The organism is Mesorhizobium sp. B2-3-11, from assembly GCF_006442215.1.
Taxonomy (GTDB): Bacteria; Pseudomonadota; Alphaproteobacteria; order Rhizobiales; family Rhizobiaceae; genus Mesorhizobium; species Mesorhizobium salmacidum.
Genome location: NZ_VFVS01000003.1, coordinates 136,194 through 163,154, shown reverse-complemented (window position 1 = coordinate 163,154; position 26,961 = coordinate 136,194). Strand labels below are relative to the sequence as shown.

The 26,961-nt window shown below is 63.5% G+C and carries 23 protein-coding genes and 2 pseudogenes; 7 read left to right on the top strand and 18 right to left on the bottom strand.

All coding sequences use genetic code 11. The annotated features are described in order from the left end of the window. Positions 1-159 precede the first annotated feature (159 nt). Genes FJ960_RS29760 through FJ960_RS06190 form a run of 3 tightly spaced genes read left to right on the top strand, consistent with a single transcriptional unit; the run spans position 160 to position 2,101 of the window. Positions 160-702: an SDR family oxidoreductase gene (locus tag FJ960_RS29760; protein ID WP_246672636.1), complete on the top strand. Its 543-nt coding sequence runs from the start codon at positions 160-162 to the stop codon at positions 700-702. Next, on the top strand, positions 603-1,319 hold the full coding sequence (locus FJ960_RS29755) for an ATP-grasp domain-containing protein (RefSeq protein WP_246672635.1): 717 nt from the start codon (positions 603-605) through the stop codon (positions 1,317-1,319). The genes FJ960_RS29760 and FJ960_RS29755 overlap by 100 nt, the downstream gene beginning before the upstream one ends. A 5-nt stretch (positions 1,320-1,324) precedes the next feature. Next, a complete protein-coding gene (locus tag FJ960_RS06190; protein ID WP_140712548.1) occupies positions 1,325-2,101 on the top strand; it encodes an alpha/beta hydrolase-fold protein in 777 nt (258 codons plus the stop codon). Positions 2,102-2,139: 38 nt separating this feature from the next. Here FJ960_RS06190 and FJ960_RS06185 read toward each other — a convergent pair whose 3' ends face one another. Continuing rightward, a complete protein-coding gene (locus FJ960_RS06185; protein ID WP_140712546.1) occupies positions 2,140-3,675 on the bottom strand; it encodes an MFS transporter in 1,536 nt (511 codons plus the stop codon). A 148-nt stretch (positions 3,676-3,823) separates the two neighbouring features. Here FJ960_RS06185 and FJ960_RS06180 point away from each other — a divergent pair, with 148 nt between their 5' ends. Next, a complete protein-coding gene (locus FJ960_RS06180; RefSeq protein ID WP_027146405.1) occupies positions 3,824-4,714 on the top strand; it encodes a LysR family transcriptional regulator in 891 nt (296 codons plus the stop codon). Here FJ960_RS06180 and FJ960_RS06175 read toward each other — a convergent pair. From FJ960_RS06175 to FJ960_RS06165, 3 genes are all read right to left on the bottom strand, one after another. Further along, a complete protein-coding gene (locus tag FJ960_RS06175; RefSeq protein WP_140712544.1) occupies positions 4,711-5,019 on the bottom strand; it encodes a putative quinol monooxygenase in 309 nt (102 codons plus the stop codon). The genes FJ960_RS06180 and FJ960_RS06175 overlap by 4 nt on opposite strands. Positions 5,020-5,078: 59 nt before the next feature. After that, positions 5,079-5,864, bottom strand: coding sequence for an SDR family oxidoreductase (locus FJ960_RS06170; RefSeq protein ID WP_140712542.1), 786 nt, complete (start codon positions 5,862-5,864; stop codon positions 5,079-5,081). Positions 5,865-5,935: 71 nt separating this feature from the next. Continuing rightward, a complete protein-coding gene (locus FJ960_RS06165; RefSeq protein WP_140712540.1) occupies positions 5,936-6,373 on the bottom strand; it encodes a DsrE family protein in 438 nt (145 codons plus the stop codon). A gap of 97 nt (positions 6,374-6,470) precedes the next feature. Between FJ960_RS06165 and FJ960_RS06160 the strand changes: the two genes are divergently transcribed. Further along, positions 6,471-7,568 (top strand): hypothetical protein, encoded by a 1,098-nt coding sequence (locus tag FJ960_RS06160; protein ID WP_140712538.1) that lies wholly within the window; start codon positions 6,471-6,473, stop codon positions 7,566-7,568. A 112-nt stretch (positions 7,569-7,680) separates the two neighbouring features. Here FJ960_RS06160 and FJ960_RS06155 read toward each other — a convergent pair whose 3' ends face one another. From FJ960_RS06155 to FJ960_RS06125, 7 genes and pseudogenes are all read right to left on the bottom strand, one after another. Further along, entirely contained in the window at positions 7,681-8,628 is a 948-nt protein-coding gene (locus FJ960_RS06155; protein ID WP_140712536.1) for a cation diffusion facilitator family transporter, read from the bottom strand. 5 nt (positions 8,629-8,633) lie between these two features. Continuing rightward, complete coding sequence (locus FJ960_RS06150; protein WP_140712534.1) at positions 8,634-10,823, bottom strand: anthranilate synthase; 2,190 nt, start codon at positions 10,821-10,823, stop codon at positions 8,634-8,636. A 219-nt stretch (positions 10,824-11,042) separates the two neighbouring features. Beyond that, complete coding sequence (locus tag FJ960_RS06145; RefSeq protein ID WP_140712532.1) at positions 11,043-12,098, bottom strand: succinylglutamate desuccinylase/aspartoacylase family protein; 1,056 nt, start codon at positions 12,096-12,098, stop codon at positions 11,043-11,045. 151 nt (positions 12,099-12,249) lie between these two features. Further along, entirely contained in the window at positions 12,250-13,428 is a 1,179-nt protein-coding gene (locus FJ960_RS06140) for an MFS transporter (RefSeq protein WP_140712530.1), read from the bottom strand. Between the two features lie 170 nt (positions 13,429-13,598). Then, entirely contained in the window at positions 13,599-14,975 is a 1,377-nt protein-coding gene (locus FJ960_RS06135) for an FAD-containing oxidoreductase (protein ID WP_140712528.1), read from the bottom strand. Further along, positions 14,972-15,433, bottom strand: coding sequence for a DUF4126 domain-containing protein (locus FJ960_RS06130; protein WP_140712526.1), 462 nt, complete (start codon positions 15,431-15,433; stop codon positions 14,972-14,974). The genes FJ960_RS06135 and FJ960_RS06130 overlap by 4 nt, the downstream gene beginning before the upstream one ends. A gap of 112 nt (positions 15,434-15,545) precedes the next feature. Then, positions 15,546-16,193, bottom strand: a pseudogene (locus tag FJ960_RS06125) (glutathione S-transferase family protein). A 244-nt stretch (positions 16,194-16,437) separates the two neighbouring features. Between FJ960_RS06125 and FJ960_RS06120 the strand changes: the two are divergent. Continuing rightward, positions 16,438-16,995, top strand: a complete 558-nt coding sequence (locus tag FJ960_RS06120; RefSeq protein WP_140712524.1) for a sugar O-acetyltransferase — start codon at positions 16,438-16,440, stop codon at positions 16,993-16,995. Here FJ960_RS06120 and FJ960_RS06115 read toward each other — a convergent pair. Then, positions 16,982-18,010 (bottom strand): helix-turn-helix domain-containing protein, encoded by a 1,029-nt coding sequence (locus FJ960_RS06115; RefSeq protein WP_140712522.1) that lies wholly within the window; start codon positions 18,008-18,010, stop codon positions 16,982-16,984. The two genes, FJ960_RS06120 and FJ960_RS06115, sit on opposite strands and share 14 nt — an antisense overlap. Before the next feature lie 125 nt (positions 18,011-18,135). Here FJ960_RS06115 and FJ960_RS06110 point away from each other — a divergent pair, with 125 nt between their 5' ends. After that, entirely contained in the window at positions 18,136-18,780 is a 645-nt protein-coding gene (locus FJ960_RS06110) for a cysteine hydrolase family protein (RefSeq protein ID WP_140712520.1), read from the top strand. 64 nt (positions 18,781-18,844) lie between these two features. Here the strand turns inward: FJ960_RS06110 and FJ960_RS06105 are convergent, their stop codons facing one another. The 6 genes and pseudogenes from FJ960_RS06105 to FJ960_RS06080 all read right to left on the bottom strand — a co-directional run bounded on the left by FJ960_RS06105 (position 18,845) and on the right by FJ960_RS06080 (position 26,952). Beyond that, a complete protein-coding gene (locus tag FJ960_RS06105; protein WP_140712518.1) occupies positions 18,845-20,524 on the bottom strand; it encodes a formate--tetrahydrofolate ligase in 1,680 nt (559 codons plus the stop codon). A gap of 312 nt (positions 20,525-20,836) precedes the next feature. After that, positions 20,837-21,961 carry a DUF2333 family protein gene (locus FJ960_RS06100; protein ID WP_140712516.1) on the bottom strand — a complete coding sequence of 375 codons (1,125 nt, stop codon included), beginning with the start codon at positions 21,959-21,961 and terminating at the stop codon, positions 20,837-20,839. Between the two features lie 104 nt (positions 21,962-22,065). Continuing rightward, entirely contained in the window at positions 22,066-23,370 is a 1,305-nt protein-coding gene (locus FJ960_RS06095; RefSeq protein WP_140712514.1) for a DUF6638 family protein, read from the bottom strand. A gap of 67 nt (positions 23,371-23,437) precedes the next feature. Next, positions 23,438-23,802: pseudogene (locus tag FJ960_RS06090) on the bottom strand (DUF559 domain-containing protein). A gap of 69 nt (positions 23,803-23,871) precedes the next feature. Beyond that, the gene (locus FJ960_RS06085) at positions 23,872-25,782 is read right to left on the bottom strand and encodes an ATP-binding protein (protein WP_140712512.1); all 1,911 of its coding nucleotides are present in this window, start codon (positions 25,780-25,782) and stop codon (positions 23,872-23,874) included. A 24-nt stretch (positions 25,783-25,806) separates the two neighbouring features. Continuing rightward, positions 25,807-26,952: a hypothetical protein gene (locus FJ960_RS06080; protein ID WP_140712511.1), complete on the bottom strand. Its 1,146-nt coding sequence runs from the start codon at positions 26,950-26,952 to the stop codon at positions 25,807-25,809. Positions 26,953-26,961 lie beyond the last annotated feature (9 nt).

The window sequence follows — 26,961 nt, the reverse complement described above, 5'->3', positions numbered from 1 at the left end:
CGGTGGTGGCGCGCGTGTTCATGGCCGCTCTCATACAGGAGCGACCTGTTGGAGGCAAGCGGGGCCGAATTTAATCCCTAGCGTGGGTGCTCTTCCCCGCGCGCTGCAAATGCGCCAGACTTGACCGGTGGCGGGGTGCCGCCGGCAGGGGGGTTGTCCATGAATTTCGTGTTCTTCTCGCCGCATTTTCCCGCCAATGGCGCCGATTTCTGCGACCGGCTGAAGAAGGCCGGCGCGACGGTGCTCGGCATTGGCGACGCACCCTTTGACGCTCTGGACAGCAAGCTGAAGGCAGCGCTTTCGGAATATTACCGCGTAGCCGACATGGAGGACTATGAGCCGGTGTTCCGGGCGATAGGGCATTTCATCCACAAATGGGGTCGCATCGACCGGTTCGAATCGCTCAACGAGCACTGGCTGGAACTGGAAGCCAACATCCGCACAGACTTCAACATCTACGGCACCAAGCTCGATTTCGTGAAGAATCTGAAGCGCAAGAGCCGTATGCGCGCCTTTTTCCGCAAGAGCGGCGTCGAGACGATCGCACAGCGCAAATGTTCCGACCGGGCCGGCGCCATGACCTCCGCGTCGGCTATCCCGTGGTGGTCAAACCGGACTCAGGCTCCGGCGCTTCGAACACGTTCAAGATCTCCAATGCGAAAGAGCTCGACCACTTCTTCCGGGACAAGCCGGAGGATGTGACCTTCGTCATGGAGCAGTTCATCGAGGGGCTGGTGGTGACCTATGACGGGCTGGTCAACCGCGACGGCGAGGTGGTGCTGGCGGCCAGCCACCGCTACGACCAGAGCGTCATGGATGTGGTCAACAAGGACCGCCACATGAGTTACACCTGCTTTCCCCGGATCAGGCCTGTTGTCGAGGAGGCCGGCCGCAAGATCCTGAAAGCATTCGGCGTGCGCGAACGCTTTTTCCACATCGAGCTGTTCGAGACCAGGGATGACCGTATCATCGCGCTGGAGGTCAACATGCGCCCGCCCGGCGCATGGATGACCGACGCTATCAACTACACGTTCGACATCGATGTCTACGCGGCGTGGGCGGACATGGTGGTCAAGGATGCCGCCGGCGGCCCTTATGAGGGCAAGTATTTCACCGCCTATGCCAGCCGCAAGCGCCACCTCGACTATTTGCACAGCCATGCGGACGTGCTAGCCGCGCACCGCGACAAGATCGTCCATCATCAGCCAATAGAAGAGGTTTTCAGCCGCGCCATGGGGAATTACGCCTACCAGATGCGCTCGAAGGATCAGGCGGAGCTGCGCGAGGCGGTGGCCTATATCCACGCGGAAAAGGCTTGAGGCCCATGGACATATCCTATCACAAGGCTTTCGCCCCCAATCTCGGCCGCGACATGGAGTACAAGCGCTACGGCCATGCCGGCCGGCCTGTCGTGGTGTTCCCGACCTCGCAGGGCCGGTTCTACCAGTTCGAGGATTCCGGTGGGGTGGGGGCGCTCGCCGAATTCATCGACACCGGCCGCATCCAGCTGTTCACCGTCGACGGCATCGATTCGGAATCCTTCTTCGCCAGGCATGTCGATGCCGCGCACCGTATCGCCCGCCACGAGGCCTATTTCCGCTACCTACGCGAGGAGGCGCTGCCGGTATTTCTGGAAACCGCCGCGCAGGCCAATGGCGGACGGCGGCTGAAGCCGCTGTTCTCAGGTTGTTCGATGGGCGGCTACCATTCCTCGAACTTCGTCTTCCGTTTTCCCGAACTCGCCAGCGGCGTCATCTCGCTGTCGGGGGTCTATTCGGCGCGTGATTTCTTCGGCAAGACGCTCGACGGGGACATCTTCTACAACTCGCCGCTCGATTATCTGCCAGGGATCGTCGACCCGAAACTGCTGGCGCGGCTGAAGGCGCTCAGGCTGATCTTCTGCTGCGGGCAGGGCGCCTGGGAGGAGCGCATGCTGGTCGATACGCGCCAGCTGGAACAGATCCTGCGCGACAAATCCATTTCCGCCTGGGTCGATTATTGGGGTGGCGACGTCAGCCACGACTGGCCGTGGTGGCACAAGCAGCTGGCCTACTTCTTCGGCCGCTGGCTTGATGACGATCTGATGCACAGACTGGACTAGGTGCATTGATATCCAGCTGTCCTGCAAATGGCTGATGCCTACCCTTCCTGGCAGGCCGGCAGCGGCACGACCTCGTGTTCCGCCGCCGATCCGCGACGCAGGCCGAGAAAGACGACGAGGGCGGTGACGATGGTGATTGCCGCCAGCACGATCAGCAGCCTGTCGAACGCCGTTTCATAGGCCTCGACCAGAACGGTGGCGCCGGCCATCGGCAAATGTTGCGCGGTCTCGCCGACATTGCCGGTCACCAGCAATTGCGCCGCGGAGCCCGCATCGCTGGAAGACACAGCGCCTCGAGCGGCGAGTTGCGCGGCGGTGAAGCCTGACAGCGTCGCCATGACGATGGCCAGTGCCACACCCTCGCAAGCGACACGGGTGGTGTTGAAGATGCCGACCGCCATGCCGGCCCGCTCGGTCGGCACGACGCTGACGGCGAGCCCGTCCATCAATCCCCAGGGCAAGGCGATGCCGACGCCGATCAGGATCAGCGGCGCGACCAGCGCGACGTCGATCGATGGCGTCAGGCTCAGCCAGACCAAACCGGCCGCCACGACGAGCAGGCCGACGCCGCAGATCGTGGCTGGAGCGATCCAGCGCGCCAGTTGGCCGGCGAGCAAGGGCAGGACCAGCAACGGTCCGGAGAGGCAGATCATCAATTGGCCGGCCTTGATTTCGCTCATGCCCTCGATGCCGATGAAGCGGATCGGCAAAAGCACGAGCAGGACGACGAAGCCGTAGGCGGGCGCCGCCGCCAGGAACTGCACGCCGACGAAGCGCGGATAGCGAAACAGGGTGAGATCGAGCATCGGCCGGCGCACGTGCCGCTCGACGATGACGAACAGCCCAAAGCAAAGGACGGCCACGCCGAGAAGCGTTACCACAAGAGGATCGGCCCAGCCGCTCTGCGGCGCCTGCAACACGCCATAGGTCAGAGAGGCCAGCGCGACGGTGAACGTGCCGGCGCCCGCCCAGTCGAGGCCGGTCGCATCCGGGTCACGCGATTCCCTGATGGTGCGCAGGCCAAGGATTGCCGAGGCAACCGCGAGTGCCACGACCAGAACAAAGATCGACCGCCAGCCGAATGCGGAGATGAGCAGGCCCGAGGCAATCGGGCCGAAGGCCAGCCCGATGCCGAAACTGGTGCCGAGAAAGGAGAAGGCGCGCAGCCGCGATGGTCCCTCGAATTCCTGGGCAAGTGCCGAGGCGCCGCCGGCGAAGGCCAGGGCACTGCCGAGCCCTTGCGCGGCCCGGAAGATATCGAACCAGGCGATGTCGGGCGCCAGCATCGCGCCGAGCGAAGCGAGGATGTAGAGGGCGAGGCCGACGAGGAAGATCCGCTTGCGGCCATGATTATCGGCCAGAGCGCCCGCCGCCATCAGGCTGGCGGCGAAGGTCAGCATGAAGGCGTTGGTCACCCAATTGAGCGCGATCGGGCTGCCGCCGAGATCGGCCGCGATGCGGGAGAGCGCGACGGCCGGGCCGGTGAAGGTCAGGGGCATCGTCATGGCAGCAAGGCATACGGACAAGAGCACGAGCCATCTCTCGGCCGGGCCGGCGGTGATCTTCAAGGTCATGGATTTTCCTATCTGAGTAGTCTGCGCCGGCATGCCGCTCAATCGCGGCGCCCGGTCATGCGGACCAAGATAGGTCTGCGACGGCTCCGGAGAAATGGTATCAAATATCTCGACATAACGGACTGAAACGCTCGAATGGAGCAGTATGATGGATCGCCTAAGCGGCCTTCTGGCCTTCGCCCGCACCGCCGAGTTCGGCAGCTTCGTCGCCGCCGGGCGGGCGCTCGGCATCTCCGCTTCCGCGGTCGGCAAAAGTGTGGCGCGGCTCGAACAGGAGCTCGGCGTGCGGCTGCTGCAGCGCTCCACGCGGCGGATCGGCCTGACGGAGGAGGGCAAGCTGTTCAACGAGCGCGTGCGACGCATTCTCGACGACATCGACGATGCCGAGGCGATGCTGTCGCGGACACGGGAGACGCCGCGTGGGCGGCTGCGCGTCTCGACCCCGATCGTCACCTACCATCTTTTGCTGCCGGTGCTGTCGGAGTTCATGGCGCGCTATCCAGAGATCGAGCTCGATATCGATTTCAACGACCGGATCGTCGACGTCATCGAAGAAGGCATCGACGTCGCGATCCGCAGCGGCGAGCTGCCCGATTCACGATTGGTGTCGAAACCCATTGCGCCCTTCCGCATGCTGCTGTGCGCGGCACCCTCCTACCTCGATCGCCATGGCATACCCGGCGTGCCGGCGGATCTCATCGGGCATTTCGGCATAAACTTCCGCTATCTCAACAGCGGCAGGCTGCTGGACTGGCCATTCATTACCGGCAGCGCCCAGCCGCTGATCCGTTCGATGCTGACCTGCAACAACATGGAAGCGTTGAAAGGCGCCACGATTGCCGGACTCGGCATCGCCTGCATGCCCGATTTCCTGGTGCGGGAGGCGCTGCGCGAGGACAGGCTGCGCACCGTGCTGGACGATCATGTCGACGGTCGTGGCCAGTTCCGGATGTTATGGCCCTCCAATCGCCACCTGTCGCCAAAGGTGCGCGTCTTCGTCGATTTCCTGCCCGAGCGCCTTGCAGCGCGCGCGCCTTAGCCAGTTTTGCTCTCTGTTAGGCCGAAGCCTCCGACGGGATGGGTTTCCACCTGGAACTCGAAGCCGGCGATGAAGGGCCGTGCCTTGGCGATCGCCGCCTGCACCTCGGGAAGCTGCAGGGATGCCTTGTGGCTTGCCTGATCGGTCCACACTTCGGTCACCCAGATCGCGTCGGCGTCGGCAGGGTCGGTGGCGACGATATAGCTCAGGCAGCCGGGCAGGGCGCCGGTGCTCTCGCGCAGCACAGTCATGACCGCGTCGCGTTGGCCGCGCGCCGCCCGCATCTTGCCGATCAGTCCATACATATCCTCGTCTTCCCCCTGGGTTGGCGCGAAAGGAGTGTGTCCAGTATGCCGGTCGCCGGTCAAGGCATCAACTGGCCGCCATTGACCTCGATCACCTGGCCGGTGATGTAGCCGCTCAACAGGTCCGATGAGAGGAACAGATAGGCTCCGACGCAATCTTGCGCCGTGCCGGCGCGGCCCTGCGGAATGGTTGAGACCATGCCCTTCACCTGCTCATCGGTCGAATAGCGTTCGTGGAAGGGAGTGAGGATCGTGCCCGGCGCCACGGCGTTGACGCGAATGCCGAAGCCGATCAGTTCCTTGGCCATACCGCGCGTGACGTTGGAGACGAAGGCCTTGGCCGAGCCATAAAGACCCGCGCCGCCACCTGCACCGTTTCGCGCCGCGATCGATGAGGTGTTGACGATGAAGCCGCCCTGTTTCTTCAGCCATGGCATCGCCTTGCGCGAGGCGGTCAGCACCGAGCGGGCGTTGAGGTCCATCACCGCGTCGTAATGCGCCTCGGTCTGCTCGGCATAGGGGATGCGGCCAAGCATGCCGCCGGCATTGTTGACCAGCCCGTCGAGGCGGCCGAAATGTCGCGCGCTGTCCTCGACGACGCGTTCGACATCGGCGGGGAGAGAAAAGTCGCCCTGGACAAGGAAGACCTCGCCGCCGCCGTCACGAATGGTCCGGCCGAGTTTCTCGGCGGCATCGCGGCTGGAATTATAGTGCAGCGCCACCTTGCATTTCTGCTCGGCATAGGCGAGCGCGAGCGCCGCGCCGATGCCGGTCGAGGCACCGGTGACCAGCACCGCCTTGCCGGCGAGATCGGGGATGACAAGACCAAGGGCTGTCTCTGGCACTGCTGTTCCTCCGGGGATTTTCCGACATCTTGGTGGGTCTTGCCAACCCTTGCATTCAAGTCAGTGCCGCTTCAAGGCCTGAGATAGACATAGCCCTGGCTTTGCAATTCAGCGAGCTTGACGACGCCGCCCTTGTCGGCGGTATGGAATCCGTGGAGCAGGTCGGCGAGCGTGATGTCCATGCCGTGCATGGTATTGCCGCAAGCATGCGGGTCGAGCCCTTGCTGGACAAGACCGGTAAAGCGCCCCGAAATCGCCGCCGATATGCCCTTCGACTTGAAGGCGGCAAGCGCCGGACCATGCACGACCAGCGCGATCTCGACATTGCCGCCGGTGCCCTCATAGTGGTTCTTGACGTTGCCGAGCACGAAATTGACCTTGTCGAGATCGCTGAGATGATAGGCGACCTTCAACCTGACAGGCTCGGTGGTCGCTGCCTGTACCGCGCGCAGGCCGAGAAGCGTTCCGGCTCCGGCGAGAACCGCCTGGAACATGTCACGTCGGCGCATGGCATCCCTCAGATTTCACCGCGATTTTGCGTGGCTCAAGCCGCTATACTAGCATAAATTGACGTCACGTCCTGTCGATGCGGAGGAGGGGGGTCACATGGCGTTCAGGGAATGGAAAACGCTCGCCGGCGCCGGGTTCGGCGCCGCACTGCTTGGCGGACTTACGGGTTCTGCTTTTGCTGGCGATGCGCTCAAGCTCACCGAACTCAGCCCTAACGGGGCGGACGCCTGTTTCGGCCGGGTCTATGACGCGGCGCACCTCGAGGCGCATCCGACGCAGAAGGTGGCGCGGATCTTCTTCTATTATGGCCATGATCCGGTCAGCCGTCCCAATGAGGAACCGAGCGCGAATTCCGATACATCCTACAATGGTTTCCTCATCACCACGGTGCGCGGCGCCAAGGCGCCGGAATGGGCCGGCGGCTGGTGCAATCACGAGTCCGAGGACGGCAAATCGGGCCTGATCCGTTGCGGCATGGAATGCGACCGCACGCTGGCGTCGCTGAAGGTCGACGACAAGGGCAGGCTGATCCTGTCGAACCTGTCGTCCGATATCTATCTCGACGCCGGTTCGGAAGAAGAACTCGGCACGGCTGAATACGACAGGCAGGCGCTGGGCAAGGAAGACGACAATTTCCGCCTCGACCCGATGCCCCCCGAAACCTGCAAGGCGGAGTTCGCGCGGATCGATCCGATCAATCCGGCGCTCGGGCCGCCGCTGCGCGAGCGGTTCAAACCCGACCAGGCCTTCTGCTACGGGCGCGACTATGACGCGGCGCATATGAGTTCGCATCCCGACCAACTGACCCAGTCGATCCGGGTGTTCCGCGGGCCGGTGGAACTGGCCTCCTTCGCCTCCGGGGACGATGTCGCGAACTGGCCCGACGGCGCTGACATTGTCGTCTCCGTCACCACGCGGCAGAAGGTGGCCAAGGTCACGCAGACCTATTCGTGCCAGGGCGAAGCCGACCAGTGGCGTTGTGCCGCGAGTTCGAAGACGAGCAATTTTTCCTGCGACATCGCGCAAAAGGAAATCTTCCTCAAGCGCGGCGCCAACGGCACCATCATGCTGGCCAATCCCAATAGCAGCCTGGCGGTTGTCGACCTCTGCTCGAAGGCGGCCGTCGGCAAGACCGCGTCCGACGACAAGGTCTATCGGCTGGAGTCAATGCCGCAATCGGCCTGCGCGCCTTGAGACCTGGCGCTTCGTCATCCCAGGGTCTCCACGACGGAGCTTCGCTCCTGCTTCGCCCCAGGACGACGAAGGAGGAAGGGCTTCGGCCAATCTTCCAGCCGTTCTAACCGCATCAAGCAAACGGCACTGCGGTCGTGCCCTTGGGCAGCTTGGCCTCGTCGTCGGGCTCGACATGGATGGTCACCCGCACCGAGGGAATGTCGGCCTTCAGCGCGTCCTCGATGCGGTCGCAGATGATATGGCTGGCGCCAACCGACATGTCTGCATCGACGACAAGATGGAACTCGATGAAGGTAGCGCGGCCGGCGATGCGGGTCTTGAGATCATGCACCTCCAGAGCGCCCTTGCAATTGGCCGAGATGATGTCGCGGATGCGCATGTGCTCCGTCGTATCGACGGCCCGATCCATCAGGCCATTCATCGACGAGCCGATGACATGCCAGCCCTGCCACAGGATGTTGAGCGCGACGATGACGGCCAATGCCGGGTCGAGAATCTGCCAGCCGGTCAGGATCGCTCCGACCAGGCCGCCGAAGACGCCAACCGAGGTCACCACATCGGTCATGATGTGGTTGCCATCGGCGACCAGCGCCGGTGACTTTTCGGCTCGGCCCGCGCGGATCAGCGTCCAGCCCCAGAAAGCATTGATGGCGGTGGCGACGCCGTTGACGGCAAGGCCTTCCCAAGGCTGTTCGAGTGGGGCCGGGGTCTGCCAGGAGCGCCAGACCTCGCTCAGGATCAAAAGCGCGGCGACCACGATCAGCACGCCTTCGAGCACGGCCGAGAAATACTCGGCCTTGTGATGGCCGAAAGGGTGATCCTGGTCGGCCGGCTTGTAGCTGACCTGGATCGCCCAGAAGGCGGCCATCGAGGCAATGACATTGACGATCGATTCCAGCGCGTCCGAATAGAGCGCGACGGATCCGGTCACGTACCAGGCGGCGGCCTTGAGCGCGAGCACGACAAAGGCGACCACGATCGACCAGAAGGCGAGGTTGGCGACCTTGCGCTTCGCGGCGGCTTTCGCCGCGATCGCCATGGTGTTCTCGGCTTCGGCCATTACCGTCAGGCTGCCTTTTCCTTGGCCTTGCGCGGCAGGTGGGCGACGATGTTCTCGATGATGCGCATGCCGGCATTGTGGCCGAGCGTCATGATCGATTCCGGGTGGAACTGCACCGCGGCAATCGGCTCCTTGCGGTGCTCGAAGGCCATGATGACGCCGTCCTCGGTCTCGGCCGTGACCACGAAATCGTCAGGCAGGCGCACCGGATCGGCGAAGATCGAGTGGTAGCGGCCGACGGTGACTTCCTTGGGCAGGCCGGAGAAAATGATGCCCGGCTTCGAGACGCGGATACGCGACGGCTTGCCGTGCATGGGAATGTGCAATTGCCTGAGTTCGCCGCCATAGGCTTCGGCCAATGCCTGCAGGCCAAGGCAGACGCCGAAGATCGGCAGGTCGCGGGCGCGCGCTCGTCTGATGGTCGCCGCGCAGTCGAAATCCTTGGGCGTGCCGGGTCCGGGCGACAGCACGACGAGGTCGGGCTTCAGCCGCTCGAAGACTTCCTCCGGCACCGGCGTGCGCACGGTCGAGACATTGGCGCCGGTCTGGCGGAAGTAGTTGGCCAGCGTGTGGACGAAGCTGTCCTCATGGTCGACCAGCAGGATGTTGACGCCGTCGCCGACGCGCGCCGTGGTGCGCTCGGTGCTGGTCGAATTGCCCATCTTGGCGTCGCGGATGGCGGAGAGCATGGCGGATGCCTTCAGTTCGGTTTCAGCTTCTTCTTCCTCGGGAACGCTGTCGAAGAGTAATGTAGCGCCGGCGCGCACCTCGGCGATGCCGTCCTTGATGCGGATGGTGCGCAAGGTGAGCCCGGTGTTCATGTCGCCGTTGAAGTTGACCATGCCGATGGCGCCGCCATACCAGGCGCGCGGGCTCTTCTCGTTCTGCTCGATGAAGCGCATCGCCCATAGTTTCGGCGCGCCGGTGACCGTGACCGCCCAGGCATGCGACAGGAACGCGTCGAAAGCGTCCATGCCTTCGCGCAGCCGGCCCTCTATGTGATCGACCGTATGGATCAGGCGCGAATACATCTCGATCTGGCGGCGGCCGATGACGCGCACCGAACCTGGATCGCAGACCCGCGACTTGTCGTTGCGGTCCACGTCCGAGCACATTGTGAGCTCGGATTCATCCTTCTTGGAGTTGAGCAGCTTGATGATCTGCTCAGAGTCCGAAATGGCATCGTCGCCGCGCTTGATGGTGCCGGAGATCGGGCAGGTCTCGACGCGGCGGCCATTGACGCGCACGAACATTTCGGGCGACGCGCCGATCAGGTATTCGTTCTCGCCCAGATTGATGAAGAAGGAATAGGGCGACGGGTTGATCGACTTCAGCTTGCGTGAAATCTCGGATGGCTGCGTCTCGCAGCGTTCGTAGAACATCTGGCCGGGGACGACCTCGAACAGGTCGCCGCGCTTGAAGCTGTCCATCGCCCGGCGCACCAGATTGGCGTATTCGCCCGGCTCATGGTCGCCGCGCGGCGGGATGCGGTCGGCGGTCTTGAACGGCTCGGCGATTTGATCGCGCGGCAGGCCTTCGATCGAAAAACCCTCGCCCGCATAGTCGTAGCGGTCGGTCCAGGCCTTGGCCGAATAATGGTCGACGACCAGGATCTCATCGGGCAGGAACAGCACGAGATCGCGCTGGCTTTCCTTGCGAACGAGCGTGTGCTCGACCGGGTCGAACTGGAAGGCAAGGTCGTAGCCGAAGGCGCCGTAGAGGCCGAGATTGGCGTCTTCGGCAGTCCTGAACAGAGTGGTGATGGCGCGCAGCACGGTGAAGACGGAGGGAACGCGGCTGCGTTCCTCCTCGGTGAAGACACGGCCGGGCTTGGCGATGTCGAGGCGGATCAGCTTTTTGGTGATCTCGGCGATCGTGACTTCGGCGAGATCGCCCAGTGTCCTGCCGATGACCGGCAGCAGCGCCTCGCCGCGGCCGTTCAGCGCCTCGATGCGCATGGCGCGACCGCGTGCGGAGATAACCAGCGGCGGATCGATGATGGCCGTATCCCAGCGCGTATAGCGGCCGGGATATTCGTAGTTCGAGGAAAATACCGCGCCCCGGCGCGAATTCAGCCCGTCGACATAAGCGTCGATCGCACCTTCATAGGGCCGGCCATGGCGCTCGCGGGTGATGGTGATGCCACCCGCCGTCACGAAGCTTTCAGCGCCGGTTTCCAGAACCTTCAACGTCATTGCCGTCTCCATCAGCTACTTGGGCAACGGACCCGGGAATGGCTTTGAAAAACAAATGGCCGCCCGGACATTCCGTTGCGGCCACCTCTATTTTCACGCGCACGCGTTCGAACAGGCCGCTGTCAGCAGGCCCACCACCAAATGGTCTTGATCGAACGCGTGTTCATGGCGATTCCCTTAGCGGCGATTGGGCGGCCGCGCAACTGGATTCGACGGAGGCTAATCCTCCAGCGTACCCGACCGGGCATCGGCGCTCTTCCTGTCGCCGACCAGTTTCAACAGGTCTTCGCCGGCGCGGATGATGCGGCGCGAGCGGCGGGTCAGGATGATGCCGTCCTGCGGCGCGAACACTTCGGTGCGGCCGTCGGCTTCGCCCGGCGCGTGGACGATGGTGGCGAGGCGCGCGCCCCTGGTGACGCGGTCGCCAGGCTTCACGTCGTAGAGGACGGCGCCGCCCCGGGGTGCCGGCATCATGTCGATGTTTTCCAGCGGTGCCGCGACACCCTTGAACGGGCCGGGCGCGGGCAGGGCGCTGTCGGATATCACGCCGCGCGCCGCCAGCAGCCGGTAGAGGCCTGCCGCGTCGGCCGAGGCAAGCACGCCGTCGACATCGAGGATGCCGCGATATTCGACGGTGGTGGCGACGCGCCTGTCGAACTTCGCCACATCGGCGGCAGCGTTCTGGTAGGGCATGATCGAAGCGCCCTCGAAGGTGCCGTCGGCGTCCTCGCTCCACAGCACCACCGCATCGACGCTCATGGCGGCGGCGCAATCGGCCATTTCAGGCCACAGGCTGGTGTGGACGTAGAGATAGGCAAGGCCCTCATCGTCGCAATGCAGGTCGAGTACGATGTCGTGGCCCAGCGAAAGCTGCACCAGCCGCGACTTCAGCCGCTGGTCGGCGCCGCCAAAAGAGGCGTCCGGCAAAAGCCTGGTGTCGGGCGCGGCAAGCAGCGGAAAGCCGCGGTTGAAATTGGTGCGGGTGCCCAGATGAAAGCGGCCCTGGTGCTCGCCGAAATGATATTGCGCGCGGCCGATCGGGTTGGCCCAGGGCACGATGGTGATGTTGCCCTTGATGCGACCTTCGGCCTCGGCTTTGTTCAGCATCGGCATCAATGCATCGATGGCGACGACGCCAGGCAATTCGCCGGCATGGAGCGCCGCCTGCAGATAGCCCGAAGGTGCTGCCTTGTCGGCACCGGCGAAGCGGAACACCGGGAATTCGTAGGAAACGCCTTCGCTGTCCCCGGCGATGCGTTCGATCGATTTCTGCATGACATCCTCCATCAAGCGCGAGAAAGACATGCCCATGTGAAGGTGCCGATGTCGATTGGTCCAGCCCGCCGCGCCATGGGCGCAAGCGAGTCTTTTGCCTTGCTGCATGTCGTTGTCCCAAAACCGCTTCGCACTTTTGGGCGACAGGCAGTTACTCCGCGGCAGGCTGAAGGGCGGCGACCGGCGCGCGCCGGTCAAGCGTCTGCGACAGCACCGCGACGGCGACCGCCAGCAGGGCGAGCACGGCGCCGACCAGTGGCAGATTGGCGTAGGAAACGCCCGCGGACAGCGCCACGCCGCCGATCCACGCGCCGCCGGCATTGCCGACGTTGAAGGCGCCCTGGTTCAACGTGGCGGCAAGGTTCGGGCCTTCCGACGCTGCCTCGACGACGCGGATCTGCAGCGGCGGCACGACGACGAAGATGAGCAGGCCCCACAGGAAGACGATGCCGACGGCAACACTGGCGATCGCGCCGAACTGCATGAAGCCGACGAACAGCAGGGCCATCAACAGCAAGGTGGCGATCACCGTCGGCATCAGTTTCCAGTCGGCCAGCCTGCCGCCAATGATGTTGCCGATGGTCATGCCGGCGCCGAACAGCAGAAGCACCCAGGTGACCGCCGCGGTCGACAGGCCGGACACGTCGGTGAGGTAGGGTTTGATGTAGGTGAAGACGGCGAACAGGCTGGCAGAGGTCAGCGCCGCGATCAGCATCGCCAGCCAGACCTGCAGCTTGCCGAGCACTCGGACTTCGGCGCGTAGGCCGCCGCCGCTCGGTTCCGTGACGTCGGACGGCACCAGCCAGGCGATGGCCGCGACCGAGATCAGGCCGATGCCGACCACGGCCAGGAAGGTGGCCCGCCAGCCAAAGGCTTCGCCAAGCGCCGTTCCAGCGGGAACGCCGAGGATATTGGCCAGCGTCAGCCCGGCGAACATCAGCGCGATGGCGCTGGCGCGCTTGTTGCGCGGCACCAGGCTGGCGGCGACGACCGAGCCGATGCCGAAGAAGGCGCCATGGCCGAAAGCGGTGAAGACGCGCGCGGCCATCAGCAGCCAGTAATTGGGCGCGATGGCGCAGAAGAGATTGCCGACGACGAACAGGGCTGCAAGCCCCACCAGCACCGGTTTGCGCGGCAAATGCGCGGTGGCCATGGCCACGACAGGCGCGCCGAAGACGACGCCCAGCGCATAGCCGGTGACCAGCAGGCCGGCGGCGGGGATCGTCACGCCCAGATCGGCGGCTACTTCCGGCAGCAGGCCCATGATGACGAATTCGGTGGTGCCGATGCAGAAGGACGCAATGGCAAGCGCAAGGATTGGCAAAGGCATGGGGGTCCAGACTGAATCGGTTCAATTTGAAGACTGCGCGACGATCCCGACTGGGCGCAACAGACATTGCCGCAATGCAGCAATGCAGAAAGCGTGGAGCTGATTGAAAACGGGCGCCGAGGCGCCCGTAGAGCGGCTCGGCAGTTTGCCAACGCTGAACCGCTCCAGTCTCAGGCCAGCGGCTTGAGTTCCTGGGCTATCGTCGGCAGCAGTTCCGAAACCGTCGGGTGGATGTGCATCGCGCGCGCCAGCGTGTCGACCGGCGCCTTGGCGTACATCAGGTCGAGCACGCAATGCACCGCCTCGTCGCCGCCGGGGCCAAGCACCGAGCAGCCGAGGATTTCCCTGGTGTCGGCATCGACGAGGATCTTCATGAAACCTTGGGTCTCGCCCTTTTCGACGGCGCGGCCGACGCGGGTCATCGGCCGCTGGCCGACCAGCGCGCGACGTCCCGATTTCCTCACAGCGGTCTCGGTCATGCCGCAGCGGCCGAGCGGCGGGTCGATGTAGAGTGCGTAGGCCTCGATGCGATCACTGACCTTGCGCGGATCATTGTCGAGCAGATTGGCGGCGACGATTTCATAATCGTTGTAGGAGGTGTGGGTGAAGGCGCCCTTGCCGTTGCAGTCGCCCATCGCCCAGATGCCTGGCACGCTGGTGCGCAGCTGGTCGTCGACGACAACCGCGCCGCGTCTGTCGACCTCGACGCCCGCCTTGTCGAGGCCGAGATCGTCGGTATTGAGCGTTCGGCCCAGCGCCAGCAGCACATGCGATCCGATCGCGGGCGGCTTGCCGGCGGAGAAGGTCACGGCAATATCCCCACCATGTTTGACGAAGCCGATGTTGTCGGCGCCGACATGGACGGCGATGCCTTCGTTTTCGAGGATCGACAGGATGGCGGCCGAGACGTCCTCGTCCTCGCGGCCGGTCAGGCGCGGGCTCTTTTCGATGACGGTGACTTCCGAGCCGAAGCGGCGGAACATCTGCGCGAATTCGAGCGAGACGTAGCTGCCGCCGACGACGATGAGGTGGCGCGGCAAAACGTCGAGATCCATCATCGACGAGTTGGTCAGATAGTCGATGTCGTGGATGCCAGGCAGGTCCGGCACCGAGGCGCGGCCGCCCGTGTTGAGGAAGATCATTTCGGCAGTCAAAAGGTCGTCGCCAACACGCACCGTGTTGGCGGATTCGAAGCGTGCGTGGCCGCGATAGAGCGTGCAGCGCTCCATTCCGGCGATCCAGGTCTCCAGATTGCCACGGGCGTCGTTGGTGACCTTATCCTTGCGCGCCTTGATCCTGTGATAATCGACCCCGACGGGACCCGGAAGCGTCACGCCATAGTCGGCGGCGCGCCGCGCCAGATGCGCGGCATAGGCGCTGGCGACCATGGTTTTGGTCGGCATGCAGCCGGTGTTGACGCAGGTGCCGCCGACCAGCTTGCGCTCGATCAGCGCCACGCTCATGCCCGCGGCCGTCAGGCGACCGGCCAGGGGCGGCCCCGCCTGGCCAGCGCCGATGATGATGGTGTCGAAGGTTTTCGCCGTCATGCCACCGCCGCCACGATCAGCAGGCCGCCGACAATCGCCACCGCGTCCTCGATGAAGGCCGCGGGCTGGTCCTTGCCGAAAGCAGCCGCCAGCCGGCCTCGCGCTTCGGCACCGCCCAGCGTGCCCATGACCGCGCCGATGGCGCCGGCGATCAGGCAGACGATAGTGGCGCCGCCGGCCGCGCCGAGCACCGCGCCGGAAAAGGCGCCGAGCAGGATGCGGGCGCCGAACTGCTGCGGCACTTTGCGGCTTGGCGTCGACGGCAGCTGATCGGTGACCAGTTCGACAATGGCCAGGATTGTGAAGATGCCGACTGCCGCCCAATGGCTCATGAAGCTCGCCCAGCTGCCGGCAACCGGGAGCCAGCCGAGATAGGCGCCCCAGGCGATGGCGGCAGGTGCCGTCATGGCGCGCAGGCCGGCAACGACGCCGATCAGAAGTGCAAGAATGTAGAGCATGCCGATCCCCTCGATGCCGGGCCGGAAGAGCCCTGAAACGGCAAGCTACCATAGGTCGGATATTTGGCTAGGCCGCACACTCATGAGCGCAGCCACAGCGGATCGAGGCGAGTCAGTTGCTTGATGGAGCGTTGACCGCAAATTGCGCGGCGAAGGCCCTGATATAAGCGGGCCGAGCTTCCCCGCGCGCCACATAGGCGGCCAGGTTTTGGTATTCGTCCAGAATGCCTGATATTCTCAGTCGCAGCAGCACGGACACCATCAGCAGGTCGCCGGCGCTGAACGCATCATCGAGCCAGTCGTCGACGCCCAGGTGAGCCGAGAGGCTGTCCAGCCGGGACCGAACACGGTCCTTAACCAGCGGCAAGCGCGCCTCGCTCCAGGGCTTGTCAGCTTCGAATATCCTTGCCGTGGTCAATTCGAGGATCGGCGGCTCGACGGTGTTCAGTGCGGCAAACATCCACGTTATCGCGCGGGCGCGGGCATTGCGATCCTTTGGCAACAGGCCCGCATGCTGCTCGGCAAGATGAAAGACGATCGAGCCGGTCTCGAACAGCGAGAGAGAACCCTCCTCATAGGTGGGGATCTGCCCGAAGGGATGGATAGCCAGATGGTCAGGCGCCTTCATCCTTGCAAAGGAAACAAAACGAACCTCGTAAGGCTGTCTCACCTCTTCCAGCGCTCAGCGAACACGGGTATCGCGCGCCAGCCCCTTGCCGCCATCGGGCGATCGTTCAAATGCCGTGATGGTGATTGTCATCGCAGTCGTTTCCTTGCTCGGGCGAATTTCTCCGGCTTCCTATCGAGGACGAACGAGTTACCCGGAAATCGACAGTGGTTTTGAACTATTTCATTGCCGGGCGCGGATCGCGAATGTCCGCTTGCGATCGAAGGTCGTGACGGCACGGTCACCAGTTCCGTAAAGCCGCTATCCCGGTTTATAAGTTCACGTCCTGGTCCTTGCCTCGGCGCTGTTCGCAATGATGTCAAACGGAGGCACTGCCATGGTTCAGAGCGAACATGCGAAAATGGCGGCCGGCGAGTGGTATACGTGCCTGGATGACGACCTTGGCGTTTTGCGCGGCTTGGCCGCGGATGCCGTGTTCGAGCACAATACGCTCCCGCCCCGTCAACGCGGGAGCCTCGGGCCAGCCCTGCGGACACTGCTGGGCGGCGTGGGCGAGAGGGTCCGGATCGAGGCGCCGTTTCACTGTGCCTACGGATGTAACATTTTTCTCGGCGACCGCGCTTTCCTCAATGCCGGCTGCACTATTCTCGACACCGCGCCGGTGCGCATCGGCAAGGGGACGCTGCTTGGCCCCAATGTGCAGATTTATTGTGCCGAGCACCACAAGGAGCCGGCAGGGCGGCAGGCGGGACTGGAGATCGCCAGGCCGGTCACGATCGGCGACAATGCCTGGATCGGCGGCAGCGCGGTCATCCTTGGCGGTGTCAGCATTGGCGAGGGCGCCATTGTCGGCGCCGGGGCGGTGGTGACACGCGACGTGGCGGCGAACACGACGGTGGTCGGCAATCCGGCGCGGGTGGTCAGTCGGGGCTGAGTGCGCTCACGTGCCCAATCAATGCAGCCGGGAGATGCGCCATGCGCTCGCCGACATCGGCCCGCCTGGAAAATTCACGCCGGTATTGCGCCGGCGAGGTCCGGAGCCGTGCGGAAAAGTGCTGGCGCAGCGATGTGGCGCTGCCGAAGCCGGCCTCGAAAGCCACGATGTCGATCGATTTGTCCGTGGTTTCCAGCAGCCGTTGCGCCAGTTCGATCCGCTGGCTGGTCAGCCAATCGCCAAAACTGGTGCCGATCGATTTCTGAAAACGGCGGGTGAAAGTGCGCCGTGTCAGGCCTGCGGCGTCGGCGACGCTGTCGAGGCTGTGCGTTTCGCCCGATGTCGCGCGAACCGCGTCGAGCGCCTCGGTGAAACGGTCGGCATTGGCGCTTTTTGCCACCGGGCGCTCGATGAACTGCGCCTGTCCGCCCTGCCGGTGCGGCGAAAGCACGACGTGCCGGGCGAGCCGCAGTGCCGCCTCGGCGCCATAGCGGGCACGCACGATGTGCAGGCAGCAGTCCAGCCCGGCGGCCACGCCGGCGGAGGTGACGATGTCGCCATCGTCGACGTAGAGCACGTCGGCATCGACTGAAATGTCGGGATGAAGGGCCTGCAACTGCTCAGTATAGGCCCAATGCGTGGTCGCCTTCCGTCCCGAGAGCAGGCCGGCGGCGGCGAGGGCAAAGGTGCCGAGACACAGGCCGACGATCAGCGCGCCGCGCCGGTGGGCGCGGCGGAGCGCTTCCTCGATCGGTTTTACCAGAGGTGCTTCGAGATCCTTCCAGCTCGGGATGATGACGATATCGGCGTCTTCGAGCGCGGCAAGCCCGTGCGGGACCAGGATGCTCAGGCCGGCATCGGTCCGGATCAGCCCTTCCTCGACCCCGCAGACACGCAAGTCGAAGCGTGGCAGGCCGAGGTTGGTGCGGTCCGCGCCGAACACCAGGCAAGGCACGGAGAGATGGAACGGGCTGATGCCGTCGAAGGCGAGGACGGCGATGATGGGAGTGGTCATGGGAGCGTTTCCAGTAAGAGCTTGGATGTCCCAATTCTTTCGGATGATGTCAATCGGGACACTGTTGGCACGTAAGCCAGCAGGCTATTTTCGGCCCATCGCATTCAAGCCTGAAAGGAAACATCATGTCTGACCCAGCCAACGCCGCGCCGCGCCGCGCGCTCGTCGTCATCGACGTCCAGAACGACTATGACGGCGGCAATCTGGCCATCCAGCATCCGCCGTTCCGCGATAGCGTCGTCAACGTGGCGCGCGCGATGGACGCCGCGGCGTCCGCAGGCATCAAGGTGGTGGTCGTCAAGCAGATGGCGCCCGAGACGTCGCCGATCTTCGCCAAGGGCAGCCATGGCGGCGAACTGCATCCGGAGATCGCCAAGCGTGGCCGCGACCATTATGTCGAGAAGAATTTGCCGAGCGCCTTCACCGGCACCAACCTCGAGGACTGGCTGCGCGCCAATGCCGTCGATACGATCGCGGTCATCGGTTACATGACGCATAATTGCGACCTGTCGACCATCATCCACGCCGTGCATATGGGCTTCGCGGTCGAGTTCCTGTCCGACGCGACCGGCTCGGTGCCTTACGCCAACAGCGCCGGCTATGCCTCTGCAGAGGAGATCCATCGCGTGGTGAGCATCATCCTGCAGTCGCGTTTCGCCGCGGTGCTCAAGACCGCCGAATGGATCGACTGCCTCAAGACCGGCGCGCTGCCGGAACGCGACACGATCCACGCGTCCAACCAGCGGGCGCTGGCGCGCAGCGCCGCGTAGGACGATCGGCAAACAAAAAGGGCGCCGCAGCGATGCGGCGCCCTTCTTAATTATCGGGACAATATCAGAACAGGCCTTCGATCTGGCCGGCCTCGTTGAGGAAGATCTTTTCCGAGGATGGCGCCTTTGGCAGGCCGGGCATGGTCATGACCTCGCCGCAGATGATGACGACGAAGCCCGCGCCCGCCGAAAGCCTGACCTCACGCACCGGCACGGTGTGGCCGGTCGGCGCGCCGCGCAGGTTCGGATCGGTCGAAAAGGAATACTGGGTCTTGGCCATGCAGACCGGCAAATTGCCATAGCCTGCCTCTTCCCAGACCTTGAGCTGATCTCGCACCGATTTGTCGGCGATGGCTTCCGAGCCGCGATAGATGCGCTGGACGATTGTGTTGATCTTCTCGAACAGCGGCATGGCGTCGGGATAGAGCGGCGCGAACTGCGAGGCGCCGGATTCGGCCAGCGCCACCACCTTGTTAGCGAGATCCTCGATGCCGGCGGAGCCCCTGGCCCAGTGCTTGCACAGGATCGCCTCTTCGCCCATCGAGGCGACATAGTCCTTCATCGCCTGGATCTCGGCATCGGTGTCGGAGTAGAAGTGATTGATGGCAACCACCGCCGGCACGCCGAACTGCCTGATGTTCTCGATGTGGCGGCCAAGATTGGCGCAGCCCTTTTTCACCGCCTCGACGTTTTCCTTGCCGAGGTCTTCCTTCTTGACGCCGCCATTCATCTTCATGGCGCGCACGGTGGCGACGATGACGGCCGCCGCCGGTTTCAGGCCCGCCTTGCGGCACTTGATGTCGAAGAATTTCTCGGCACCCAGGTCGGCGCCGAAGCCGGCTTCGGTGACGACATAGTCGGCGAGCTTCAGCGCCGTCGTGGTGGCGACGACCGAGTTGCAGCCATGCGCGATGTTGGCGAACGGGCCGCCATGCACGAAGGCCGGATTGTTCTCCAGCGTCTGCACGAGGTTGGGCTGCATGGCGTCCTTGAGCAGGACAGCCATGGCGCCGTCGGCCTTGAGGTCGCGGGCATAGACCGGCGACTTGTCGCGGCGGTAGGCGACGATGATGTCGCCAAGGCGCTTTTCCAGGTCCTTCAGGTCGGTGGCAAGGCACAAGATAGCCATCACTTCCGAGGCGACGGTGATGTCGAAGCCGGCTTCGCGCGGAAACCCGTTGGCGACACCGCCGAGCGAGCAGATGATCTCGCGCAGCGCCCGGTCGTTCATGTCCATGACGCGGCGCCACACGACGCGGCGGGTGTCGATGCCGAGTTCATTGCCCCAGTAGATGTGGTTGTCGATCAGAGCCGACAGAAGATTGTGCGCCGTGGTGATGGCGTGGAAGTCGCCGGTGAAGTGGAGGTTCATGTCTTCCATCGGCACGACCTGCGCGTAGCCGCCGCCGGCGGCACCGCCCTTGACGCCGAAATTCGGGCCAAGCGAAGCCTCGCGGATGCAGACGATCGCCTTCTTGCCAATGCGGTTCAGGCCGTCGCCGAGGCCGACGGTGGTGGTGGTCTTGCCTTCGCCGGCCGGCGTCGGGTTGATGGCGGTGACGAGGATCAGCTTGCCGTCCTTGTTGCCCTTCACCGACTTGATGAATTCTGCTGAGATCTTGGCCTTGTCGTGGCCGTAGGGCAGCAGATGTTCGGTCGGGATGCCGATCTTCTTGCCGATCTCCTGGATCTGCTTTTTCCTGGCGCCACGCGCGATCTCGATGTCGGACTTCACTTCGGCCATGACGGCGTTCCTCTGGATTGGACGGTGGAGGGGACGGGTTGATCTTACTCGCAAGAAGGCTGGAGCCGGACGCGCGGGGCATCTAACCCTGTCGCTGCGGCGGCGTCAACTTTCATGCAACTATGTTTCCTAAAGAGAAAATTCCTCTGCGGCGGGCCGGCCTATTCCCGGTTCTTTATGGCTCCGCTTGCCGCGCCGTATAGAAGCCAGAGCAGGCGCGCTTCCGCCGTCTCAAAACAGCCGCACAATGCACGGAATGCGACAGACGCGACGGCGCAAATTCGCCATCGCTGGTGTTGCGGTGGGACGGCGCTACTGCGTCAGCACGTTGCTGATTTCGACCATGTTGGAGCGCACCCGAAGCACGTAGAAGCCCATCGTCGTCAGATGGGTCGGCAGCAGCCAGCCATCCTCGCGACCGTTGGCGATGATGAAGGGCTGGATACGTAGGGCCGACACGAACTGCGCGTCCATCGTATCCCAAAGGCTCTGCAGGTGCTTTTCCTTGATGACGTTCTCGAAGTCGGCCTGGGCGCCTTTCATCAGGCCGTAATAGGCATAAAGCTGGCCATAGGCGAACCAGTAGCGGTCGTCGGCGCGGGTGTCGAACCAGCCATTGTTGTGGTTCTCGGCGCGCTCCTTGAGGATTGCGGATGTTGAGCCGATGTCACTGGCGATGCGGTCGATATACTGCTTCAAATTGTCGGCGCGGGCATCGAAAGTGGCCTGGCAGGTGGCAAGCCGGGCATTGAACGAACGCAGCTTGCGCACCGCGTCGCGATAGTAGCTCGGCGTCGGCGTCTTCGGTCCAAACGGGCTCACGCCGAAGTACCAGGTATACTCGTCGAACTGCAGATTGCCGCGCGCGTCCTGCAGGTCGGCATCGATCTGCGAGGTCGTACGTACGCGGCCGAGATTGTCGGCAAGCTCGGTCGCCGTACGTCGCACCGCCTGGTTAATGCCGCGCTGGAAAGAGGCCTTGTTGTCCATCCAGGGAGTGTTGTCCCAGTCGATGCCGAACAGGCCGAGCTTGTAGAGGATCATCGACGAGATCCAGGCGTTCTGGTTGACGTTGAAGTCGGTCAGGTCGGCCGCCACCTGGGCGATGCCGGAGTTGCCGCAGGTCTTGGCCGTGTCGGTGCCGGCGCCGGCAGCCACCTGCTCACCGGCGGAAACGTTGCGCTTCTCGAAAGTATAGGTGTCCGGGTAGTTCGGGTCGAAGTTGTTCCACCACTGGGTGGCGTAGAAGAAGTTTGCGTAAAGGCCGATCAGCACCAGCACAGCGAGGCCGACTATCGCCTTGAGGATCCAGCCGCGCTGCGTGTACCAGCGGCCGGCCCACATGAAGGGCCACAGGATCACGCCGATCAGAAGACCGATGCCGCGGCCGATCCACTGGAAAATCCGGGTGAAGAAATTCACGATCGGATCGAGCATGGCTGTATCACCCCCTCAAACATGTCATCCAAAAAGTTGCAGACTTTTGGATGACATCATGCACCAAAACAACAAGTTAGAACGGAATGACGGCTCATTTCGTTCTAGTCGGCCAGGCCGTAGAGGCGTGTGCGAAACGCCACCTTGTCCTTCAAATATGTGGTTTTCAGAACGTCCACAACATGCGATCGCCAGGCGTCGCTGAAGCCGTCATAGTCCTTGTAGAAGCCGTCCTTGTTGAAGATGTAGCGCGAGACGAAGTCCGACGGCACGAAATCCGAGATCAGCCGGTTGGTCAGCCAGGCGTCGGGATGGTCGGGCTTGGCGCGGACCACCAGGAAGCGCTGCTGCGGGGAGACATCCTCGACCTTGAGATGCCCGAGCTGGGCGATCTCGCGTTTGGCGGCGTTGAGGAAGGGGAAATTGCCGTCCGAGGTGATCAGGTCGGCATGGCTCTGGATCCATGTCTGCAGCCAGACCTTGTCGACATCGGTCAAATTGCGGTCCGGCTCGGCGTCGCGGATCAGCGCGCGCACCACCATTTCGGCGCGGTGCTCGAGATAGCCCGAGGCCTCGATCCAGGAAGCGCGCGGCAGTTCGATGCGGCCGGTGGCAGCCAGGAATTTGAACACCTTGTCGGCGTCCTTGATCGAGAGATAGCTCACCTGCCAGGGCCGCGAGCGGCGAAAACCGGGGGCGGCCGGATCGCTGATCACCGTCGTCATGTCGGGATCGACAAAGACATAGAGCCCGCCGAAATGGCTGGTCCAGTAGGCGTTGTGGCGGAAGATCACCTGGTCCGGCACCAGCGCGTTCTCGCGGATGTCGCCGCAGACCTTGGCGAGCTCGACCATGCGGGTCAGCATGGCATCGTCGCGCCAGGCGTCGGGCTCCTGCTTCAGCCGGTCGACGAGCTTGCCGAGTTCGGCGGCCTTGCCCAGCACGTCTTCCGCCGACAGCACCTTGAATTCGACCTGGCTGATCGACAGCAGGTCCTCGATGTCGTTGACCTTGGGAACGGAATCCTCGATCTCGCCGTAGATGACGTCCTTGATGGTGAGCGCGTCGATGGCGCGCTGGTTCCTGGACATGAACTCGAACATCAGCTGCGAGGTGTTGGAGAAGGCGGTGTGCACCACCGGCAGGTCGATCTGCGACGGCGTCAGGATGATGAAGCGGCGGTTGACCTCGTTGGGATCGAGATAGTCGTAGTCGCCACACTCCTCGGCCACTTCGGGCGAAAAGCCGGTGCGGTCGATCTGGAAGCTCTTTAGCCTGGTGGGCTTGAGGCCGAAAGCAGCCAGCGCCTTGTTGTAACGCTGGATGAGATGCGCCTCGTCGACGGTGAGCAAACGGCCGTAGATGAGCTCGTTGTCGCGAAGGAGGTCGGGTTTGCGGGCATGGGTCAATCTTCCTTCTCCCCGTTCACGGGGAGAAGGTGCCCGAAGGGCGGATGAGGGGCGGCGCAAACGCTCATTATATCATCTTCTTGTTCAGCCGACCATCCACGGCCGCAACGATCGTTTCCAATACGCTCTTTCGGCCGCTCAAAACATCAGCGTGCCAAATCCTCAATACCGACCAACCATTGGCGTTCATCGTTTCGTCCCTGTAGCGATCCCGGGATCGACCTGCATGCTGGCTGCCTTCGACCTCCACGACCAGATTAGCCTCACGACAGGCAAAGTCGGCGAAATAGGGACCGATCGGCAGTTGGCGAATGAATTTGTGGCCATTCAATCGTCGCCCACGCAGTTCATGCCAGAGCTTTTCCTCGGCATCGTTCTCGATCTTCCGAAGCTCGCGGGCTCTTGCACCTTGGGCTCGTTTCCACCACGCATGGCGCTGCCCCTCATCCGCCCTTCGGGCACCTTCTCCCCGTGAACGGGGAGAAGGAAGAAGAGCGCGCCTCACGCATTCCACAGACCCTTCTTCTTCATGTCTTCCATCTCACGCGCAGCGCGTTCGCGCAGCCTTGCGTCACGCAGCAGCTTCTCGACCGCGGCGTCATCGGATTTGTCGGAATAGCGGAATTCGGAATCGGCGTAGCGGTTGATCTCCTGCATGACCATGTCCATCGAGAACGGGCCGCGCAGTTCCTCGATCATCGCCTTCTTGTCGTCGTAGCTCTTGTGCATGAAGGCTTCCGGCTTTTCGAACCAGTCGTCGGGAAGCTCGATGTCCATGGCGCGCATCTTGATGGCGTCGGTGACGTTCTTGATGGCGCGGCCGGTGAAGCGCGGTTCGGCGTCCTTGATCAGGTGCAGGTAGGTGCCGATGTCGGCCATGGTCTTGGGCGCGCCGTTTTCCTTCATGTAGCGCTCATAGACCCGCATCAGCCCCTCCTCCTGCGGCTTTTCATGCTCCTCATAAGCTTCGGTCACGGCGCGCTGGATTTCCTGTGCGGCGTAGAGCTCGTGCTTGCCCAGGGGGATCTCGTGGTTCTTGCCGGCGAGCAGCACGAAAATGTCGATATAGTCGTCGCGGGTCTGAGGCCCGTCGACCAGCCAGCGGGCGCCGGCGCGCTGGCGCAGTGCATCGTCGACATTCTCCGGATAATTGGAAAACATGCCGAACGAGCAATTGCCGCGCACCACGGTGGCGGCACCGGCGAAGGCATCCATCAGCACGCCGGTGATCTCCTGCTGGCCGGCCGAGGCGCGGTCGTCGGAGCGTCTAGCGGCCACCTGGTCGATGTCGTCGATGGTGCCGAAGCCGATGACGCGCGGGTTCAAGACATTGTTGATGAACTGGCGGCAGTTCTGGCCTGATTTGCCCTGGTAGGACGAGATCTGGTCGACGCCGAAATTCTCGTAGGCGAAGGGGTAGCCGGCGACCTGGCAATAGCCGTTGACGAGACCGGCGATCATCTGGATCAGCGTCGTCTTGCCGGTGCCGGGCGCGCCATCGCCGATGAAGGTGAACAGGAAGCCGCCAAGCTCGACGAACGGGTTCAGCTCGCGCTCGAAGTCGTAAGCCATCAGCATCTTGGCCAGTTTGACCGACTGGTATTTGGCGATGTGGTTGCCGACGACCTCTTCCGGCGTCTTGAAAGTCATCACCAGCGGCTTGGAGCGCTTGCCCGGCGCGACATCGAAGCCGTCGAGGGTGAAGTCGTCGGCGTCGATGCGGATATGGGCGTTCTCGAACGGACCGATGCCGTCGAAGCGGCCTTTGCGCGCCAGAAGCCCGTCGATGGCGACGCGGGCGAAGGCGCGGGCACGGGTCATCAGGTCGGCATCGTCTGTCGAGCCCGATATAGCCTTGTCGAGACCGGCCAGGATCGATTTCACCGCGTCCTGCGGTGTGTCGAACAGGAAGTCCGGTTCGGGGATGTCGTTCGGCGCCTCGCCGTCACTGTCGATGAGCTGGAACAGGTAGGAGGCAAGGCTGAAGGCCGAGATATAGGCCGAGGCCGACAGCAGTTTCTTGAAGGTGGACGCCTCCTCGCCTTCGAGCGGGGCGCGGGTGTTCCTGGCCTGCAGGCTTTCAAGATCGGAGCCTTCGGCGAACACGTCCGAGACCGCCAGCGCGATCGCCGTGCCGCGCCGGGCGCGAAAGAGCAGCGTGTGCTGCGGGATGGTGAGCAATTGGTCGTCGGGATGGACGGCCCCGACGGTCTTCGACAGCTCGACCTCGCGCGTGCGGCGCACCGAACCGACCGAGACGGTGGAAACGAAGCGCCGGTTGGTGCCGGCGAGCGCTGTACCGGATTCGCGCGAGGGATCCTCCAGCACGACGATGCGGGTGATGAAGTTTTGCGCGGTGGCGCGGTGCTTTTCGATAGCCGCTTCCGGGATGGTGGTCAGGCCGGTGTCCATGAAGGGTGCTCCGTGGTGTGACGGTCAGACATCCGATATCACCTGCCCATTCGACAGGATGTGAATCTTGTAGCCGGCAAATATCTTTTGTGCTTCGCCCGCGGCGTAAAGCGCCTGGTAGGCCTCGTGCGGGATCAGCGCGTGGTTTTCGTAGCTCGACACGCCCTGGCGAGCGGCCTCGAGGTCATCGGTGTTGATGAAGAATTCCTGCGTCGTCTTCTCGCTTGAGAACAGGCCCTTGCGGCCCGGCTTCTCGCCCTTGGAATAGACTTCCTGGATGGTCCAGGTCAAAAGCCATGCGTTTTCGGGCTTGCGCACCTTGGCCAGCACTTCCGTCACCGTCGAATTGTTGTCGGTGATGCCTGCTGAGTAGAAGGGGCCGAGCACCACCCGCCTCAGCTGCTTGGGGTGCAGTGGCTCGAAGTCCTTGTCGAGGTTGACGGCGATGGTCGCCGGCGACAGCGTATAGGCCGAATTCTTCTCGGTGAAATCGTCGAAACGATGGGCAAGTTCGGGGTTGAGCAGGCCGTCGACCGGCAGCGGAATGTCGACCTTGTCGTTGAGCTTGCCGCTCCGGTCGACAAGCTGGCTGACCATGCTGTCCGACGAATCCTCCACCGTCACCATGTAGACCAAAGGCAGGTTGGCGCTGCCGTCGAAGGTGGCCCAGTGGACGAGATAATAGGGCCGCGCCGTCTTCGGATTGACCGACACCTTGGCCGTCTGCGCCAGCGTGAACGGACCGAAGGTCTGCTCGCTCTTGACGTCCTCGAGATAGAGCCGCTCGGCCATCGATTTCTGCAGTGCGTCGGGGAACTGCTTGTGGCGCAGGATGAAGTCGGCCATCTCTTCGCGCAGCTCGCCGGCCTGGGGAATGTTGGCGAGCCGGCCGTCGGCCTGGCGGCGGTCGTTTTCCAGTTCGAGCAGGTTCTGGAACACCGGGTAGCCGCTTTCGGCGCGCGAAATGCGGAACGTGTCCATGAAGCCCAGCCGGTTGCGCCAGCAGGAAAAGGACTTGTCGAGCCGGGCGATGTATTCGGCAACGATCCTGGCGACAATGCCATGCCGGTAAAGCGGCGAGCGGTCGTCGCGCATGAACACTTCAAGGCCGCCGAGCGCGGCCGTGATTGCCGAGAAATACCGCGCCGCCGCGTCGTTTTCGGGTGTCATGCTGTCAGC

Coding starts and splice junctions, on each gene's coding strand:
- FJ960_RS29760 (WP_246672636.1), top strand. CDS start 160: ATGAATTTCGTGTTCTTCTCGCCGCATTTTCCCGCCAATGGCGCCGAT.
- FJ960_RS06190 (WP_140712548.1), top strand. CDS start 1,325: ATGGACATATCCTATCACAAGGCTTTCGCCCCCAATCTCGGCCGCGAC.
- FJ960_RS06185 (WP_140712546.1), bottom strand. CDS start 3,675: ATGACCTTGAAGATCACCGCCGGCCCGGCCGAGAGATGGCTCGTGCTC.
- FJ960_RS06180 (WP_027146405.1), top strand. CDS start 3,824: ATGGATCGCCTAAGCGGCCTTCTGGCCTTCGCCCGCACCGCCGAGTTC.
- FJ960_RS06175 (WP_140712544.1), bottom strand. CDS start 5,019: ATGTATGGACTGATCGGCAAGATGCGGGCGGCGCGCGGCCAACGCGAC.
- FJ960_RS06165 (WP_140712540.1), bottom strand. CDS start 6,373: ATGCGCCGACGTGACATGTTCCAGGCGGTTCTCGCCGGAGCCGGAACG.
- FJ960_RS06160 (WP_140712538.1), top strand. CDS start 6,471: ATGGCGTTCAGGGAATGGAAAACGCTCGCCGGCGCCGGGTTCGGCGCC.
- FJ960_RS06155 (WP_140712536.1), bottom strand. CDS start 8,628: ATGGCCGAAGCCGAGAACACCATGGCGATCGCGGCGAAAGCCGCCGCG.
- FJ960_RS06150 (WP_140712534.1), bottom strand. CDS start 10,823: ATGACGTTGAAGGTTCTGGAAACCGGCGCTGAAAGCTTCGTGACGGCG.
- FJ960_RS06145 (WP_140712532.1), bottom strand. CDS start 12,098: ATGCAGAAATCGATCGAACGCATCGCCGGGGACAGCGAAGGCGTTTCC.
- FJ960_RS06140 (WP_140712530.1), bottom strand. CDS start 13,428: ATGCCTTTGCCAATCCTTGCGCTTGCCATTGCGTCCTTCTGCATCGGC.
- FJ960_RS06135 (WP_140712528.1), bottom strand. CDS start 14,975: ATGACGGCGAAAACCTTCGACACCATCATCATCGGCGCTGGCCAGGCG.
- FJ960_RS06130 (WP_140712526.1), bottom strand. CDS start 15,433: ATGCTCTACATTCTTGCACTTCTGATCGGCGTCGTTGCCGGCCTGCGC.
- FJ960_RS06120 (WP_140712524.1), top strand. CDS start 16,438: ATGGTTCAGAGCGAACATGCGAAAATGGCGGCCGGCGAGTGGTATACG.
- FJ960_RS06115 (WP_140712522.1), bottom strand. CDS start 18,010: ATGACCACTCCCATCATCGCCGTCCTCGCCTTCGACGGCATCAGCCCG.
- FJ960_RS06110 (WP_140712520.1), top strand. CDS start 18,136: ATGTCTGACCCAGCCAACGCCGCGCCGCGCCGCGCGCTCGTCGTCATC.
- FJ960_RS06105 (WP_140712518.1), bottom strand. CDS start 20,524: ATGGCCGAAGTGAAGTCCGACATCGAGATCGCGCGTGGCGCCAGGAAA.
- FJ960_RS06100 (WP_140712516.1), bottom strand. CDS start 21,961: ATGCTCGATCCGATCGTGAATTTCTTCACCCGGATTTTCCAGTGGATC.
- FJ960_RS06085 (WP_140712512.1), bottom strand. CDS start 25,782: ATGGACACCGGCCTGACCACCATCCCGGAAGCGGCTATCGAAAAGCAC.
- FJ960_RS06080 (WP_140712511.1), bottom strand. CDS start 26,952: ATGACACCCGAAAACGACGCGGCGGCGCGGTATTTCTCGGCAATCACG.